We start from the raw sequence: 13,944 nt of genomic DNA on the forward strand, positions 1-13,944 counted from the left end.
CTTGCCGTCAGGCCACCGCCGCGGCGAAGTAGTAGCCCAGGTCGTTGGCGGTGAGCAGTTCCTTCACCGACTCGGCCGAGCGCACCCGCTTGCCGCCGCGGATGCCCATGTCCGGGTCTTCCACGTAGCCACCGATGCGGTTGCCGAAGCGGGCGGTGAAGCCGAAGGTGATGCCGAAGTCGGTGTCGGCGTTCATGTTGCGGTGCAGGAAGGCCGCGCCCTTGCCCCACAGCCGGGTCATGGTGGGCGCCTGGCCCTTCGCGGCGGTGTTGATCCAGCCGTCGCCCACCAGCACCTCCTCCAGCTCGAACAGGTCGGCGAACGCCTGGCGGCTGATGCTGCCGGCCGTGGTGCCGTTCTTGTAGACGGCCGCGCACAGCTTCGGGTGCTGGCTCAGCGCCGTCCACACGCTTCGGCCGAAGACCGCGATGTTGGGCCGCATGATCATGCTGTCCAGCGCCTGGCTGATGGCCGTCTGCGGGTTGCTGTTGGTGTAGTCGCTCCACTGGCCGGTGCCGCTGAGGGTCTGCTTGTTGGGCGTGCCGTAGCTGCTCAGGTTGAACACCAGGTCGGCCACGCGCTTCTCGCGGGCCGTCAGCATCAGCTGCATGCCCTGGCTGGTGGCGCGCATGGTCGGGTCAGTGCCCGCCGCGTTGCCGGCCGCACGGGCACGCTCGAAGGCTTCCTGGTCGGCGTTGGGCACCGGCACGTCCAGGCCGTGGTCCTGCACGCTGTCGGTCACCTCGGTCTCGCCGAACTCGATCTGCTGCGGTGCGCCCTTGCGGCCCACCAGGGTGGCGGGCACGCTGAAGTCGTCGCCCAGGCTGAACTTCTTGTAGCGGAACTCCTGCGTGGCCACGGGCACGTAGGGCAGCACCTGGTCTGCGATGAGGCCGCCTTGGCGGTAGGCCACCGCGATGGCGGTGAGCTCGGGAACGATGACGAACGGGGTCTTGGCCATGATGTGGGGTCAGTCCTTTGAAGGTGCTTCGGGCTGGGGTTACAGCGTGCCCGGGGACACGCGGTAGCGGATCACGTCGTCGGCCGCGCCGCTCTGCTCGGCGTAGCCGATGATCCGGTTGCCGGTGGTGGTGGTGCTGATCGCCTTGCTGCTGGCGTTGGCGGTCAGCGCGGCGCCGCGGGTCACCGTGCCGCCGAGGCGCACCTCGCCGATCTCGCCGATGTGCACGTCGACCAGCTCGCCGATGGCCTTGTCCAGGCCGTCGGCCGCGCCGATCAGGGCATCGGTGGCGGCGGTGGCCAGCGTGGCGGCGCCATCGGCGCTGCCGTAGCGCACGATCAGGTAGGCGGCCACGGCCACCTCGGCGCGGTAGCTCTCGAAACGTTGCTTGTTGCTCATGGTGGGTCAGGCTTCCTTGCGCTGGGTGGTGATGACGTGCTGGACCGCCGCGTCGATGGCGACGGTGCGGCCGGCCTTGGCCTCGGCCTCGACGAACTCGAGCGCGGCCTTGGCGATGGCGTTGCCGTCGGCCAGGTCGACGGTGGCGCCGGTGCGATCGGTGTGGGCCAGCTCGCTGAACTCGACGCGCGGCGGCAGGCCCTTCAGGAAGGCCTGGAACACCTCCAGGGCGGGCGACTTCACCGGCTTGGCCGGGTCGCCATCGGCGAACTCGATCACCTCGGCGTCGTCGGGCAGGCCCTCCATGAAGGCCACGATGCGGGCCCGCTCGGCAGGCAGCAGGCGGCCCTGCTGCACCAGGCCATCGCAGAAGGCGGCAATGCCGGCGCTGCGGGCCTGCTTGACCAGGGCGGCCTGGGCGGCCTCCCGGCTCTGCAGGGCCGCCTCGCGGGCGTCCAGTTCGGCCTGGCGGGCCGTGATTGCCGCCTGGTCGGCGGCCGTGGTGGCAGTGGTCACTGCGGGGGCTCCTTCGGCATAGGCCGTGGTGGGGTTGGGGGCGGGGATCAGTTCGGGCTCGGGGCGCATGGCCTCGCGCTGCAGGGTGTCGACGTCCCAGGCGGGGATCACCTTGTCGGCGGTATCGGCGCCGAACTGGCCGATGAACCACTCGCGCATGCGGCGCCAGAGGCCGGCGTTGACTTCGTCGTCCCAGCCGGCGAACTCGACCAGCCCTTCTTCAGGCGCGGCGAAGTTGTCGGCCAGGCCCTTGACGGCCGGGGGCGTGGCGCCCAGCCAGCCCACGTGCTTGAGGTAGTAGCCCTCGGGCTTGGGGTTGCCCGGGTGGCCCGGCGGGTAGAAGCTGGCGCTGCGCTTCTTGAAACGGCCGGCGCCCACCAGCTCGGCGAACTGGGGCTCGACCTGGCGGCTGCTGGTGACGCAAAGGCGCCCGGCCGCGTTGACGCCCAGCGCCCGCACCCAGCCGTAGGCCGGGCCGTCGGTGGTGGGGTGGCCCACCACGTGGGGCGCCTCGTGCACCGCGGGGTCATAGGCGGTGGCGATGGCCTCCACGTCGGCCGCGGTGAACTCGATCACCTGGCCGCTCATGGCCACGTGCCGGCCTGGGCGGAAGATCTCGACCTGGTCGAGCAGCGCCGGGGCGGCGCCGGTGGGGGTGGGTTTCGTCGTCACAGCCCGCACTGTCGGCGGGGCTGGCGTTGCGCTCTATTCGCGCGTGCGAAAAGCAGAAGGCCCGCGTGTTGGCGGGCCGTCTTCGCTGGATTCTAGGCTTTGATCAGGGCTTCAAGCGCGACTTCTCGCTGAGCCCAAGGCGGCGCCAGACCTCTGCAGCAAACGCCTCGACTGCGGCCTCATCCTTCAATGCTCCAACTTGCGCCGCGTAGGACTGCAGCTCAGGCGGCGCCTCGCATCCGTCCAGCACGGCCTGCCATGTTGCCGCACTGATGGCCACCTTCACTTCCGCCTTCCGGTCGCGCTGCAGCACCAGGCCGGCGATCCACCAAGCGTGTTTGATCATGCGGTAGCCCACGGCCTCGCTCGAGGCGCCCGGGAATCGAAGCGCGATCCAGCCGTAGAGCTGATGAAGCCGCATGGCGAGCATCCCGCGCTTCTCCAGCTTGGTGCACTGGGGAAAGTCGTGGGCCACATCGACTTCAGCCGTGCACAAGGCCCCGATCAACGCCTTGAGATCGGCCCCCGAGCCAACGCGGTCAGTCTTCATGGTTGGTTAGTCCATCACCAGGCCGCCGGCCTGGACCGAGAACCGGCCCACCCGCTTGCCGCTGGTCGCGTCGTACACCGCAACGTAGTCGGTTCCCGGGTGAAGCTGAGCGAAGTAGGCGTGCACCACGCCGACGATCTTGCGCTTCTCGCTGAAGTCGGCCGCGTAGAAGCGGGGGCGTACCCAGACACGGGCAATGTCGCGTGGTCGCTCGATCCGGTCCAGCACCCCGGCGCCGATCAGCGACTGGATCAGCGCCAGGCGCTGCTGCTGGACATCCGGCCGAGCTTCAGCCGTCGCCGCATTCGGCGCTGCGGCCTGCGCCGGAGCCACCGTCGAAACCGCAGCCGCCACCAGCCCGGCAAACAGCATCTTCCACATGCATCAGCCCTCCTTTGCAGATTTCACCCGCCCGCCGCACCCGGAAGAGCGCCGCAAAGGCCTCGCACATGGCGCAGGCGGCTTTAAATGTCGGCCGCCGCGGCCAGGGTAGCGACCACCACTCAAAAATTCGCCTGAGGCGCAGCTTCGCTTTTGTTCACCCGGGGTCCTCGATAGCCTGGATCAGAGTCGATATTGCACGTCGATTGACCTGGCCAGCATCGATGCTCAGCTCGTAGACGCCCCAGTACAGCCGCAGCCGCCGGTGCGGCGGCAGCTGCAACCCTCGCGCCGCGAGCGCTGCGGCAGTTGCGTCGACCACCTGCTGCAGCAGCTGCGCATCAGTCGCCGAGTTTGGCGGCGCCTGCCAGCGCGGAGGGTCCTCAGCCGCCAGCAATGCCGTAGGCCCCGACGCTTTGGGGCCATCGCCATCGGGAGGCGGCGGCACATAGCCGGGCGGTGGCGGGCCTGTCCCGTCGACCAGCCACGCCCGTGGCAATCCATAGGCCGCCTCAAGCCGCGAGATCTCCTCGGCCCGCAGCCGCACGGCCCTGCCGAGCACCAGGGTCTTCACCCGGTCCACGCCAACGCCCATCACCTCGGCCAGCTGCTTCTGCTGCAGCCCGTGTTGCGCCAACAACCAGCGAATTCGCGTGGCGAGCGAATTCTCCCCTTGCAGGCTTCGCTTGAGTTCGCTCGAGTTCGCTTGCATGAATTCGCTTGATTTCGCTTGAGCCCCAAGGCTAGCAGATGACCTCCGCGACACGTACACCCAAAGATGTAAGGAAGGACCTCCGCCGCCGGGGCGTCTCGATCGCTGCTCTGGCTCGCCAGCTGCAGGCGCACGACCAGACCGTGCGCGACCTGCTGAGCGGCAAGGCCAAGGGCTATCGGGGGGAGGCGCACCGCGTCGCCGTGCTTCTCGGCCTAAAGGAAGGCGTCATCACCGATCACCAGCCGGCCGCCAACGCCGCAACGGAGGCACGGGCCGCATGACCGCCGCCCACGCCACCGCCGCCCAGATCGCCCAGGTGATGGGCGTTCCCAAGTCCACCGTCATCCGCCGCGCGGAGCGCGAGGCCTGGGCCTTCCAGGAGCAGCCCGGCCGCGGCGGCACGCGGCGCCTCTACAGCGTCGACAAGCTGCCGCCCGAGGCGCGCGCCGCGCTGGCCTGGCGCCAGCCGGCTACCCTGGTGCCGGGCACCGACCCCGAGGCTGCCCGCGCCCAGGTGGCCACCGCCGGCCAGGTGGAAGGCGCCCGCCTGGCACTGCGCGGCGGCCTGCAGCAGCGCGCGGCCCAGGCCAGGCAGCAGGCCAGCCTGCGCCAGGCGGCCGAGCTGGCCCCGGCCGCCCAGGCCCGCATGGATGCCCGCCTGGCCGTTGTGCGCGCCTGCGAAAGCTACACCCGCGCCAGCGGCCTGCCGGCGCACCAGGCGCGGCTGGCCTTCGCCCTGGCCTACAACGACGGCGCCATCCAGGTACCCGAGGCCGTGCGCGCCGAGGTGCCCAGCACCAGCGACAGCAGCATCGAGCGCTGGCAGGCGCTGATCAAGAAGCACGGCATCACCGCGCTGGCCGGCAGCTACGGCAACCGCGCCGGCTCCGGCCGCATCGACAGCCAGCCGGCGCTGCAAGAGTTCATCCAGGCGATGCTGGTCACCTACCCGCACGCCCGCGCCACCCAGGTCTTGCAGGGCCTGCAAGCCCGGTTCGCAGGCGCATCCAGCCCGGTGCGGGCGGTGCTGCCCAGCCTGCGCAGCCTGGAACGGTGGATGGACACCTGGCGCAGCGCCAACGCCGGCACGCTGCTGGCCCTGGCCAACCCCGACGCCTGGAAGAACACCCAGATGGTGGCCTTCGGCAGCAAGAGCGAGGGCATCGACCAGCTCGGCCAGCTGTGGGAGCTGGACAGCAGCCCGGCCGACCTGATGCTGACCGACGGCCGCCACACCCTGGTGGGCGGCATCGACGTGGGCACCCGCACGCCCCGCCTGGTGGTCAGCAAGACCAGCAAGGCCACCGCGGTGGCTGCGCTCATCCGCCGGATGCTGCTGGACCTGGGCGTGCCCCAGCGGGTCAAGACCGACAACGGCAGCGACTACACCAGCCACCACATCACCCGCGTCTTCACCGCCCTCAGCCCGGTGGGGCAGGACATCCAGGAACTGTGCCCGCCGTTCCAGCCCTGGCACAAGCCGCACATCGAGCGGTTCTTCGGCACCTTCACGCGCGACCTGGTCGAGCTGTGCCCTGGCTTCATCGGGCATGACGTGGCCGAGCGCAGCGCGATCGAGGCCCGCAAGAGCTTTGCCGACCGGCTGATGAAGCGCGGCGAGGTGGTCGAGCTGCAGATGAGCAGCGCCGAGCTGCAGACCTTCTGCGACGAGTGGATCCAGTCGGTCTACCTGCACAACCCGCACGAGGGCCTGGGTGGCATCACCCCCTTCGAGGCGCTGGCCCGCAACACCGCCGAGGTACGCCGCATCGACGACGAGCACGCGCTGGACGTGCTGCTGGCCGAGGCCCCGGGCAACAACGGCCGGCGCACCGTGGGCAAGAAGGGCATCCGCCTGGATGACACCCACTTCATCGCGCCAGAGCTGGAAGCCTGGGTGGGCCGCGAGGTGTACGTGCGCTACGACGCGCTGCAGGGCGACCTGGGAACGCTGCACGTCTTCGGCGGCGACGACATGCGCTTCATCTGCCTGGCCCGGGCGCCCGAGCGCACCGGCATCAGCCGGCATGACGTGGCGGTGCAGGCCAAGGCCATGCAGACGAAGCGCGTGCAGGACGAGCGCCGCGCCCTGCGGGCCGCCGCCAAGAAGGTCGGCACCGACCAGGTGGTGGGCGAGATCCTGCGCAGCCGCGCCGCGGCGGCCGGCAAGCTGGCCAGCCTGCCGGCGCGCCCGGCACCTGCGCACAGCAGCCCCGGCCTGGATGCCGCGGCCGATGCTGCCCGTGCGGCGCTGGCGCCGGCCCGCAGCACCGCCGACCTGGTCGGCATCGAGCAGGCGCAGGCCCGCATCGTCGCGCGCCAGCAGGCCGAGGCGGCCAACGTGCCGGCCGGCACCCCCAACCAGCTGGCCGCAGCCCGCCTGGCGCGCGCTGGCGGCCTGGTGGCGGCGCCGCGCTTCGAGAGCCGCGCCCAGCGCGTGCAGTGGCTGCTGGGCCAGGCCCTGGTGCGTGAGCTGGGCGACGAGGAGCGCCAGTTCCTGGCCGCCTTCAAGGCCGAGCAGCCCGCCAGCTACCGCCGCATGAACGACATGGTGGCCGAGCAGGCCGAGGCCATGAAAGAAGAACCCCGCACTGGCAGTGAAGGCCAGAGCGGGGCTGTTTAACCCGGGGCGCAGCGTCCAAGCAAAGCCCCTTCGAAAGCCGATCGTATGCGAAACAACCTCGCTATCACCAAGTCAGTCGCCGCCCTGCAGGTGGCCTATGAAGAGCTGGCCGGCCGCAGTGCCGGCATCCCGGGCATGGCCCTGGTCCACGGCTACACCGGCGCCGGCAAGACCACCGCCATCACCTGGCTGGTCAACCGCACCGAGGGCGTCTACGTGCGCGCCATGCGCACCTGGACGCCCAACACCATGCTCCGAAAGATCATGGCCGAGCTGCAGGCCGCCGGCATGGGGCGCAACGCCGACATGGTCGACCACATCGTCACCGCGCTGCAGGAGAGCAACCGCCCGCTGTTCGTCGACGAGGCCGACTACCTGCTGAAGGACGGCGACATGATCGAGACGCTGCGCGACATCCATGACCTGAGCGGCGTGCCGGTGGTGATGGTGGGCATGGAGGGCATCGAGAAGCGACTGAACGCCCGCCCGCAGCTGGCCCGGCGCATCAGCCACTGGGTGGAGTTCCTTCGCAGCGACCTGGCCGATGCCCGCGACATCGCCCGCGCCACCTGCGAGGTGCAGGTCGACGACGAGCTGCTGCAGCGGCTGCACCAGGAGGCGGGCGGCAGCGTGGGCCTGATGGTGGTGGGCCTGGCCCGCATCGAGCAGCTGGCCCGCGCCAACGGTTGGGCCGCGATTGACGCCGAGCAGTGGGGCGCGCGCAAGCTGTTCATCGGCCAACGCGGGGTCTGACATGGCAGGCGTCAAGGGCTGCGTCAAGCGCAGCCAGTTTCAGCCCGGCCAGCAGCAGGCCTGGCAGGCGATGCGGATCCTGCGGCGCTTCACGCTGCCGCAGCTGCTCACCACCTGCCCGCTGCTGGCGCACCGCACCGCCCGCCACTACCTGGGCCGGCTGCGCCGCTGCGGCTACGTGGAGCGCGTGGCACGGCGGATGTCTGGCGTGCCCGGCAGCTACGACACCTACAGCCTGCGCCGCAACACCGGTCCGGTGGCGCCGATCACCCGCAAGGGCAGCCTGACCATGTACGACCCGAACACGCAGGACGTGTGGGGCGACGGTGGCGTGCTGATGCCGCCTGATGCGCCGCCGGAGCCGAAGCTGTCCCCGCTGAAGCCGGCCTCGGTGCGCTGGCTGGCGCTGGCCGCGGCAGGCCGCCGGCCCGAGGGTGCGCTGCCCGACCCGGAGAACACCGGTGCCCGCGCCGCGGTACTGAAGGCCCTGCGAAATCGCGACCTGGTCGACGAGCGTGGCGACCTGACACCCGCCGGTCGCGCCATCGGCCTGGCCAACGCGAAGGTGATCGCGTGACCCCGCGCAACCCGCCCATCCGCAGCGCGCCGCTGCCGGCGGCCGAGCGCGCCGAGCTGCTCACCCGCCTGGCCGACGAATGCCGCTCAGGCACCCAGCAGGAGGTGGCCGCCCGGATCGGCTTCTCCATCGCCGCCATCAACCGCGTCTTGAAAGGCACCTACGTGGCCAAGCCCGACAACCTGCTGCGCGCCCTGCGCGACAGCGCCCCCAGCTCGGCCGCTGCGCCGGGTGAAGCGGGCAACTGGATCGGCGCACTGCGCGCCGAGTGCGCCCGCACCACCCAGGCCGCCGCAGCGCGCCGCATCGGCGTGGGTGACACCACCGTCAGCCAGGTGCTCAGCGGCAACTACGCGGCCAGCACCCAGCGCATCGAGCGCCGCGTGCGCGGCGCGCTGATGGGCGCGCAGTGCACCTGCCCGGTGATGGGCGAGGTGTCCACCAAGGTCTGCCAGGACGTGCAGGAGCGCCGGCCCGGCAAGGGCGGCACCGGCATCGGCAACCCGCAGCACGCCACCGCCTGGTACGCCTGCCGCGGCCAGGGCCGCTTCACCGCCGCGGGCCCGTGCCCGCACTTCAACGCCGGTGGCCGCCAGGCCACCACCACCCCAGCCCAGGAGGCTTGAACCATGCGCACCCAGAGCAACACCCGCGTCATCTACACCCGCAACCACACGCTGCGCACCGCGCTGCACGCCATCGCGGTGTGCAACTGGCTACTGCTGGCTGACTGCCTGCAGGGCATGGGCCACGCCACGCGGCACCTGTGGCGCCAGTACAGGCAGCAACGCGCCCAGGCCGCCTGCCAGCAAACCGATCTTCAGGGCTGAGCCATGCGCGCCCCTCGCAACAGCGTTCTCCCGCAGATCGTGGCCGTGGCCTGGGTGCGCGGCTACGTCGACCACATCACCGTGCGCGCCATCATCCAGTGCAGCCACAACGCGGTGGGGGCGCGCATCCACGGCGCCATCGCCGGTGGCCACCTGGTGGAACTGCCCGGCCACAAGCCCAAGCGCTGGGGCCTGACGCCCGAGCGGCTGGATGCCATCCGCAGCATGCCCACACAGGCCGAGCTGCGCGTGCTGGCCGAGCAGACCGCCCAGAAGGTGCAGCGCATCGCTGCAATTCAGGCGGCCGAGCGTGAAGAGCGCGTCGCCGCGCGACGCGCTGCCCTGGCCAGGGCAGCGACCGACCAGGCGCAGGCCCGCAAGGCCAAGCGCGAAGCTGCCCGGGCAGCCACCGCCGCTGCCCGCGCCGAGGCCAAGGCCGCCCGGCAGCAGGCGCTAGACAAGGCCAGGGCAGCGGCCACCCGCGAGCCCAGCGCTGGCCAGCGCCCGCCCTTGCTGCCCGGCAGCCAGATGCTGGTGCCGCCGCCTGCCGGCGCTGCACCCGGCGTGGTGGTGCGCGACCAGGCCCTGCAGCTGGCCCAGCAGCCCGTGCAAGACCCCAAGGGCCTGCTGACGCCCAGGCCGCAGCCGGCTGCGGGCGCGGCTCCCATCCTGCTGCGTGGTGGCCTGCTGGCGCCTGCAGACGGCCCCTACATCCGCCCCGGCGCGCAGGCCCACCAGGCCGTGCTGTCCCGCCGCGGCGATGCCCTGGTACCGCACCGCCCGCCGCTGTCGCAGCCCTGACCCCGAGACGAGGCCGCCGATGACCGACATCCCGATCCCCATGCCCTACGTGTCACCCGAGGCCGCCAAGGCCCTGCTGCTGCAGCGCCTGGCCGCCCAGCACACCGGCGCGGCCAAGGGCATCAGCGCGGCCAGGCTGGCCGCCGCCTGCTGCACCAGCGAGCGCATGTTGCGCACGCTGATCAGCGAGGCCCGGGAGGAGGGCATCGCCATCTGCGGCACACCCGCCACCGGCTACTACATCGCCGAGACGGCCGGGGAGCTGGAGGCGTGCTGCGCCTTCCTGCGCAGCCGGGCGCTGCACAGCCTGCGCATCGAGGCGCAGCTGCGCCGCCAACCGCTGCCCGACCTGCTCGGCCAGCTCCACCTGCAGACCTGAAAGGCCACCATGCCCGATCCCATCATCCCCCCGGGCGAGCAGCCCAGCCCACGGCACGTTGAGGCGGTTACCGACCTGGCGCAAGGCCTGATCGGCGCCGCGCAGTCCACAGGCCACCCGCATGGCGTGCTGCTCGATGCCCTGCTCAGCGCCTACGGCAGCTTGCTGACGCGCCACCCGTGCTGCTGGGCTGGTGCCGCATGGGGCCTGCGCGAGTTCGCCAGCCGCCTGGACGCCATGCAGCTGCACCAGGCCGCCGCCGCCCAGACGGAGGCCGAGCGCGCGATCGCCGCCGCGGCCCGCCGCCCCGCCTGACCCGCTTTCCATCACCAGGAGAACCCACATGGCCACCAAGCGCCTGAAGACCGCCGCCGCCGCCGCACCGCAGACCCGCGACGCGGTGGCTGCCGACATCCGCACCATCGGTGATCTGCAGCGCCAGATCACCCGCATCACCGCCGACATGAACGACGCGATCGCGGCGATCACCGCGAAGCACCAGCCCGAGCTCGATCGCCTGAGCGGCGACGTCAAGCGCCTGGCGGCCGGCGTGCAGACCTGGTGCGAGGCGAACCGCGCCGAGATCACCGACGGCAACAAGGTGAAGTTCGCCAACCTGATCACCGGCGAGGTGAACTGGCGCCAGCGCCCGCCCAGCGTGAAGATCACCAAGGCCGACATGGTGATGAAGACGCTGAAGGCCCTGGGCCTGAGCCGCTACCTGCGCACCAAGGAGGAGATCGACAAGGACGCCATCCTGGCCGCCCACAACGCCACCAAGGGCGCGCCCAGCGCCGACCCGCAGCGCGCCGAGCTGCTGGCCGAGGCCGTGAAGCTGGACAGCGTGAGCGGCATCGAGATCGTCACCGGGCTCGAAGACTTCAGCATCACACCGTTCGAGCAGGAGGCCGCCTCGGCGGTTGCAGCATGAGCGGCGGCGCCTTCATCTACTCGGCCTGGGCCGGCCTGGTGGCGTGGGCCAGCAAGCCGGCGCAGCAGCAGCCCCTGCGCGCGGGCGTGCTGAACACCGGCGAGCTGGTGCTGGTCGACGACACCGGCGCCGCCCAGGTCTTCAGCGCCGGCACCACCGCGCTGATCCGCGAGCAGCTGATCCACACCGACTTCGCGACCAGCGAGCTGCTGCTGTTTCCGCAGGAAGGCGCGCTGGGCAGCGAGCCTGTGCGGGCTGGGGGCACCTCATGAGCGCATCCAAGTACTTCGAGCTGTTGCAGTGGCATGACGCCAGCGCCAGCAAGCCCGACGCCGAGTTGACAGTGAACGTCTGGTCGACCCAGGACGCGCTGTTAACAGCGCACTGGGATGACGAGCGAGGCGCCTGGATTGACTGCGCCCACGGCGGCCTCATCACCGACGTGACGCATTGGGCCGACCCGAAAGGCCCGATCGATGGCCTGGCGATCGCGCCGGCCGATGTGTCGGTTGACCAGGTGCGCGGCGCGCTACTCAACGCGCTCGAGCTGCTGGCCGGATGGGTGGCCTGGAAGAGCCCGAAGCGGCATTTGCGAGAGCACCTAGCGTCGATCGAGGCGCTGGCCAAGGCCGGTGGAGTGAAGCAATGAAGCCGGTTCAATTCCCCCTCAACGTGAAGGTGTCCGGCATCGGCGGCGCCTACACCACCCAGACCGTGGGCGGCCAGCGGGCCAGCAGCACCAGCAGCGCGGCGATGGCGATCGAGCGTCTGGTCGACAAGCTGACCGTGGCGCTGGCGCTGCAGCCGGGTACGCTGACGGCGCGCGACCTGCAGGCCAAGGGCCAGCGGCCGACGTGCTCGGTCTGGCAGATCACCCAGCGGGAGGCGTGATGGCATTCCCCGCAGCACGCCAGGTGCGGCCCCGCAAGAACGACCTGGCCGAGATCCACATCGCCGCCGGCAAGCTGGGCATGGACACCAGCGACAAGAACCCGGAGAGCGAGTACCGCCAGATGCTGTGGACCCACGGCCGCGTGCGCAGCGCTGGTGACCTGGACCACGCCGGCCGCGCCCGCGTGGTGGCCCACCTGCGCCAGCTGATGCAGGCCCGCGGCCTGGCCAAGCCGGGGCAGACCTATCCCGGCCGGCCAGCGCGCCCGCCGGCCAGCAAGGCCGAGCAGATCAAGAAGGTGGAGGCGCTGCTCGCCGACTCGGGCCGCGGGTGGGACTACGCCAACGGCATGTGCAAGCGCATGTTCAAGGTCGACGCGATCGAGTTCGCCACCAGCGCCGATCTGCAGAAGCTGATCGCCGCGCTGGTGTACGACCAGCGGCGCCAGGCCAAGCGCATCGCGCAGGAAGTCTTCCCCAACCTGAAAGGACAGGCATGAAGCTCACGCCTGATCAGTGGGCGGCGGTGGAGAAGTCGCTGTCCTTTCCGCACGGCCGCGCTGAGCTGCTGTGCGATGGCACCACCAAGGTGGTGGCCGAGGTGCGGCAGACCAAGCCGCTGCGCTTCGAGGTGATGGTTTTCATCGACGGCTTCTGGCGCGGCGAATGGCTGCGCCCCGAGCCCAGCCGCAACGAGCACCGCTTCTTGAACATGCACCAGCGCGCCATGTACAGCGCGAAGGACCTGGCCTTGGCCAAGAGGGTGTACAGCGCCAAGCAGCACCGCCAGATGGCCGAGAAGAAGTACTCGTACTACTCGCCGACCTTCCCCACCGGCAAAGCCTTCCGCCGTCGCATCAGCAGCACCTGCCAAGACATCCGCCTGGTCGATTGCACCGAAGTGGCTGTGGCCATGCTGGAGATGAAGCGCAAGGCCCTGATGGACGAGCTCGACGGGTGCACCCAGAAGGAGCCATCGTGATGCAACTGAACTGCCCCGTGTGCCACGCCACCTTCCCCATCGAGAGCGCCCTGCAGCACGAAGCCGGGCGCGAGGTGATGGCGATGCTGGCCGGCATGCAGCCCGATCTGAGCCTGCCGCTGATGCACTACATCGGCTACTTCCGCCCGGCCAAGCAGCAGCTGGGCTGGGGCCGCGCGCTGCGGCTGATGCGCGAGGTGGTGGGCCTGCTGCCCGTGCCGGCCGAGACGCTGGTGCTCGGCCTGGTGGAGGCGGCCCGCGGCCTGGACGAGAAGCGCGCCCAGCCGGGCTGGAAGCCGCTGGGCAACCACAACTACCTGAAGCGCTGCCTGGAGAGTGCCCAGGCCCGCCACGAGGCCGGCACGGTGGTGCAGGCTGCGCTGGCCAACGCCGCGCCCACCGCTCGCCTGCCGCGCAGCCAGGCCGGCCAGGCGCTGGTGGCGCTGGAGGGCATGAAAGGATGACCGCCGCCACCACCACCGCAGAGGATGACCGCTGGCTGCGCAACGCCGTGATCGACGGCGTGCAGCTGCTCTACAGCCTGGCGCTGCCAGGCAGCCCGGCCGGCGAGGTGCTACCCCTCACCGCACAGGGGTGGATCGAGGTGCTGTGCCGCTGTCACCGGTGGGACGCCGAGCGCGACTCGGCGCGCCTGCACCCGGCCTTCGTCAGCCTGGCCGGCGCGGTGGACCGGTGGCCGGCGCCCAAGCAGCTGCTGGACCACCTGCCGGCGCTGCCGGCCGAGCCGGTGCTGGCCTACAGGCCGCCGCCGCTCACGCCCGAGCGGCGGGCCCAGCTGGAGGCCCTGCGCCGCAGGCTGGCAGACAGGCTGACGGCAACCCCGCAGTCGCGGGCTGTAAACCCTTGCAGGGCCGAGCCGGACGCACTGCAACGAATTGCAACTTCTGGCATCTTCCCCAGTGCACCCCCAAGCACTGGCCAAGACCAGCCGGGGTGTGCAGAAACCGCATAAGGGACCCTCT

At 70.9% G+C, this 13,944-nt stretch carries 23 protein-coding genes; 17 read left to right on the forward strand and 6 right to left on the reverse strand.

Going from position 1 to position 13,944, the window contains the following annotated elements; all coding sequences use genetic code 11:
* Window positions 1-7: 7 nt before the first annotated feature.
* The 6 genes from FFT10_RS17030 to FFT10_RS17055 form a co-directional block, all read right to left on the reverse strand.
* The gene (locus FFT10_RS17030) at window positions 8-961 is read right to left on the reverse strand and encodes a major capsid protein (RefSeq protein WP_137734059.1); all 954 of its coding nucleotides are present in this window, start codon (window positions 959-961) and stop codon (window positions 8-10) included.
* Window positions 962-1,000: 39 nt separating this feature from the next.
* Complete coding sequence (locus tag FFT10_RS17035; RefSeq protein WP_137734060.1) at window positions 1,001-1,360, reverse strand: DUF2190 family protein; 360 nt, start codon at window positions 1,358-1,360, stop codon at window positions 1,001-1,003.
* A 6-nt stretch (window positions 1,361-1,366) separates the two neighbouring features.
* Window positions 1,367-2,548: a peptidase gene (locus FFT10_RS17040; RefSeq protein ID WP_137734061.1), complete on the reverse strand. Its 1,182-nt coding sequence runs from the start codon at window positions 2,546-2,548 to the stop codon at window positions 1,367-1,369.
* A 103-nt stretch (window positions 2,549-2,651) separates the two neighbouring features.
* Window positions 2,652-3,098 carry a hypothetical protein gene (locus FFT10_RS17045; RefSeq protein WP_137734062.1) on the reverse strand — a complete coding sequence of 149 codons (447 nt, stop codon included), beginning with the start codon at window positions 3,096-3,098 and terminating at the stop codon, window positions 2,652-2,654.
* 6 nt (window positions 3,099-3,104) lie between these two features.
* Entirely contained in the window at window positions 3,105-3,479 is a 375-nt protein-coding gene (locus FFT10_RS17050) for a hypothetical protein (RefSeq protein ID WP_137734063.1), read from the reverse strand.
* Window positions 3,480-3,636: 157 nt separating this feature from the next.
* A complete protein-coding gene (locus FFT10_RS17055; protein WP_137734064.1) occupies window positions 3,637-4,191 on the reverse strand; it encodes a helix-turn-helix domain-containing protein in 555 nt (184 codons plus the stop codon).
* A gap of 38 nt (window positions 4,192-4,229) precedes the next feature.
* Between FFT10_RS17055 and FFT10_RS17060 the strand changes: the two genes are divergently transcribed.
* Genes FFT10_RS17060 through FFT10_RS27670 form a run of 17 tightly spaced genes read left to right on the forward strand, consistent with a single transcriptional unit; the run spans window position 4,230 to window position 13,934 of the window.
* Window positions 4,230-4,475 carry a helix-turn-helix domain-containing protein gene (locus FFT10_RS17060; protein ID WP_137734065.1) on the forward strand — a complete coding sequence of 82 codons (246 nt, stop codon included), beginning with the start codon at window positions 4,230-4,232 and terminating at the stop codon, window positions 4,473-4,475.
* Window positions 4,472-6,817 (forward strand): Mu transposase C-terminal domain-containing protein, encoded by a 2,346-nt coding sequence (locus FFT10_RS17065; RefSeq protein WP_137734066.1) that lies wholly within the window; start codon window positions 4,472-4,474, stop codon window positions 6,815-6,817. Before FFT10_RS17060 ends, FFT10_RS17065 begins: the two co-directional genes overlap by 4 nt.
* A gap of 45 nt (window positions 6,818-6,862) precedes the next feature.
* Complete coding sequence (locus FFT10_RS17070) at window positions 6,863-7,570, forward strand: AAA family ATPase (RefSeq protein WP_137734067.1); 708 nt, start codon at window positions 6,863-6,865, stop codon at window positions 7,568-7,570.
* Window position 7,571: 1 nt separating this feature from the next.
* Window positions 7,572-8,147 (forward strand): hypothetical protein, encoded by a 576-nt coding sequence (locus FFT10_RS17075; protein WP_137734068.1) that lies wholly within the window; start codon window positions 7,572-7,574, stop codon window positions 8,145-8,147.
* Window positions 8,144-8,773 carry a ParB/RepB/Spo0J family partition protein gene (locus FFT10_RS17080; RefSeq protein ID WP_137734069.1) on the forward strand — a complete coding sequence of 210 codons (630 nt, stop codon included), beginning with the start codon at window positions 8,144-8,146 and terminating at the stop codon, window positions 8,771-8,773. The genes FFT10_RS17075 and FFT10_RS17080 overlap by 4 nt, the downstream gene beginning before the upstream one ends.
* A gap of 3 nt (window positions 8,774-8,776) precedes the next feature.
* Window positions 8,777-8,977: a hypothetical protein gene (locus FFT10_RS17085; RefSeq protein ID WP_137734070.1), complete on the forward strand. Its 201-nt coding sequence runs from the start codon at window positions 8,777-8,779 to the stop codon at window positions 8,975-8,977.
* Window positions 8,978-8,980: 3 nt separating this feature from the next.
* Window positions 8,981-9,778, forward strand: coding sequence for a hypothetical protein (locus tag FFT10_RS17090; protein WP_137734071.1), 798 nt, complete (start codon window positions 8,981-8,983; stop codon window positions 9,776-9,778).
* A gap of 19 nt (window positions 9,779-9,797) precedes the next feature.
* A complete protein-coding gene (locus FFT10_RS17095; protein WP_228027157.1) occupies window positions 9,798-10,157 on the forward strand; it encodes a hypothetical protein in 360 nt (119 codons plus the stop codon).
* A 9-nt stretch (window positions 10,158-10,166) separates the two neighbouring features.
* Window positions 10,167-10,472: a hypothetical protein gene (locus FFT10_RS17100; protein WP_137734072.1), complete on the forward strand. Its 306-nt coding sequence runs from the start codon at window positions 10,167-10,169 to the stop codon at window positions 10,470-10,472.
* A 28-nt stretch (window positions 10,473-10,500) separates the two neighbouring features.
* Window positions 10,501-11,088 carry a host-nuclease inhibitor Gam family protein gene (locus FFT10_RS17105; protein ID WP_137734073.1) on the forward strand — a complete coding sequence of 196 codons (588 nt, stop codon included), beginning with the start codon at window positions 10,501-10,503 and terminating at the stop codon, window positions 11,086-11,088.
* Entirely contained in the window at window positions 11,085-11,360 is a 276-nt protein-coding gene (locus tag FFT10_RS17110; RefSeq protein ID WP_137734074.1) for a hypothetical protein, read from the forward strand. Before FFT10_RS17105 ends, FFT10_RS17110 begins: the two co-directional genes overlap by 4 nt.
* On the forward strand, window positions 11,357-11,737 hold the full coding sequence (locus FFT10_RS17115; protein WP_137734075.1) for a hypothetical protein: 381 nt from the start codon (window positions 11,357-11,359) through the stop codon (window positions 11,735-11,737). Before FFT10_RS17110 ends, FFT10_RS17115 begins: the two co-directional genes overlap by 4 nt.
* A complete protein-coding gene (locus FFT10_RS17120; RefSeq protein WP_137734076.1) occupies window positions 11,734-11,979 on the forward strand; it encodes a hypothetical protein in 246 nt (81 codons plus the stop codon). Before FFT10_RS17115 ends, FFT10_RS17120 begins: the two co-directional genes overlap by 4 nt.
* On the forward strand, window positions 11,979-12,479 hold the full coding sequence (locus tag FFT10_RS17125; protein ID WP_137734077.1) for a regulatory protein GemA: 501 nt from the start codon (window positions 11,979-11,981) through the stop codon (window positions 12,477-12,479). Before FFT10_RS17120 ends, FFT10_RS17125 begins: the two co-directional genes overlap by 1 nt.
* The gene (locus tag FFT10_RS17130) at window positions 12,476-12,961 is read left to right on the forward strand and encodes a hypothetical protein (protein WP_137734078.1); all 486 of its coding nucleotides are present in this window, start codon (window positions 12,476-12,478) and stop codon (window positions 12,959-12,961) included. The genes FFT10_RS17125 and FFT10_RS17130 overlap by 4 nt, the downstream gene beginning before the upstream one ends.
* On the forward strand, window positions 12,961-13,425 hold the full coding sequence (locus FFT10_RS17135; RefSeq protein WP_137734079.1) for an HI_1489 N-terminal domain-containing protein: 465 nt from the start codon (window positions 12,961-12,963) through the stop codon (window positions 13,423-13,425). The genes FFT10_RS17130 and FFT10_RS17135 overlap by 1 nt, the downstream gene beginning before the upstream one ends.
* The gene (locus FFT10_RS27670) at window positions 13,422-13,934 is read left to right on the forward strand and encodes a hypothetical protein (RefSeq protein WP_154694090.1); all 513 of its coding nucleotides are present in this window, start codon (window positions 13,422-13,424) and stop codon (window positions 13,932-13,934) included. The genes FFT10_RS17135 and FFT10_RS27670 overlap by 4 nt, the downstream gene beginning before the upstream one ends.
* The last annotated feature ends 10 nt before the right edge of the window (window positions 13,935-13,944 follow it).

The sequence above is a fragment of the Pseudaquabacterium pictum genome, from assembly GCF_005403045.1.
GTDB classification, from domain to species: domain Bacteria; phylum Pseudomonadota; class Gammaproteobacteria; order Burkholderiales; family Burkholderiaceae_C; genus Pseudaquabacterium; species Pseudaquabacterium pictum.

Excerpts from the sequence above, each read along its gene's own strand:
- FFT10_RS17030 (WP_137734059.1), bottom strand. The coding sequence starts at position 961 with ATGGCCAAGACCCCGTTCGTCATCGTTCCCGAGCTCACCGCCATCGCG.
- FFT10_RS17035 (WP_137734060.1), bottom strand. The coding sequence starts at position 1,360 with ATGAGCAACAAGCAACGTTTCGAGAGCTACCGCGCCGAGGTGGCCGTG.
- FFT10_RS17045 (WP_137734062.1), bottom strand. The coding sequence starts at position 3,098 with ATGAAGACTGACCGCGTTGGCTCGGGGGCCGATCTCAAGGCGTTGATC.
- FFT10_RS17050 (WP_137734063.1), bottom strand. The coding sequence starts at position 3,479 with ATGTGGAAGATGCTGTTTGCCGGGCTGGTGGCGGCTGCGGTTTCGACG.
- FFT10_RS17055 (WP_137734064.1), bottom strand. The coding sequence starts at position 4,191 with ATGCAAGCGAACTCGAGCGAACTCAAGCGAAGCCTGCAAGGGGAGAAT.
- FFT10_RS17060 (WP_137734065.1), top strand. The coding sequence starts at position 4,230 with ATGACCTCCGCGACACGTACACCCAAAGATGTAAGGAAGGACCTCCGC.
- FFT10_RS17065 (WP_137734066.1), top strand. The coding sequence starts at position 4,472 with ATGACCGCCGCCCACGCCACCGCCGCCCAGATCGCCCAGGTGATGGGC.
- FFT10_RS17070 (WP_137734067.1), top strand. The coding sequence starts at position 6,863 with ATGCGAAACAACCTCGCTATCACCAAGTCAGTCGCCGCCCTGCAGGTG.
- FFT10_RS17075 (WP_137734068.1), top strand. The coding sequence starts at position 7,572 with ATGGCAGGCGTCAAGGGCTGCGTCAAGCGCAGCCAGTTTCAGCCCGGC.
- FFT10_RS17085 (WP_137734070.1), top strand. The coding sequence starts at position 8,777 with ATGCGCACCCAGAGCAACACCCGCGTCATCTACACCCGCAACCACACG.
- FFT10_RS17090 (WP_137734071.1), top strand. The coding sequence starts at position 8,981 with ATGCGCGCCCCTCGCAACAGCGTTCTCCCGCAGATCGTGGCCGTGGCC.
- FFT10_RS17095 (WP_228027157.1), top strand. The coding sequence starts at position 9,798 with ATGACCGACATCCCGATCCCCATGCCCTACGTGTCACCCGAGGCCGCC.
- FFT10_RS17100 (WP_137734072.1), top strand. The coding sequence starts at position 10,167 with ATGCCCGATCCCATCATCCCCCCGGGCGAGCAGCCCAGCCCACGGCAC.
- FFT10_RS17105 (WP_137734073.1), top strand. The coding sequence starts at position 10,501 with ATGGCCACCAAGCGCCTGAAGACCGCCGCCGCCGCCGCACCGCAGACC.
- FFT10_RS17110 (WP_137734074.1), top strand. The coding sequence starts at position 11,085 with ATGAGCGGCGGCGCCTTCATCTACTCGGCCTGGGCCGGCCTGGTGGCG.
- FFT10_RS17115 (WP_137734075.1), top strand. The coding sequence starts at position 11,357 with ATGAGCGCATCCAAGTACTTCGAGCTGTTGCAGTGGCATGACGCCAGC.
- FFT10_RS17120 (WP_137734076.1), top strand. The coding sequence starts at position 11,734 with ATGAAGCCGGTTCAATTCCCCCTCAACGTGAAGGTGTCCGGCATCGGC.
- FFT10_RS17125 (WP_137734077.1), top strand. The coding sequence starts at position 11,979 with ATGGCATTCCCCGCAGCACGCCAGGTGCGGCCCCGCAAGAACGACCTG.
- FFT10_RS17130 (WP_137734078.1), top strand. The coding sequence starts at position 12,476 with ATGAAGCTCACGCCTGATCAGTGGGCGGCGGTGGAGAAGTCGCTGTCC.
- FFT10_RS17135 (WP_137734079.1), top strand. The coding sequence starts at position 12,961 with ATGCAACTGAACTGCCCCGTGTGCCACGCCACCTTCCCCATCGAGAGC.
- FFT10_RS27670 (WP_154694090.1), top strand. The coding sequence starts at position 13,422 with ATGACCGCCGCCACCACCACCGCAGAGGATGACCGCTGGCTGCGCAAC.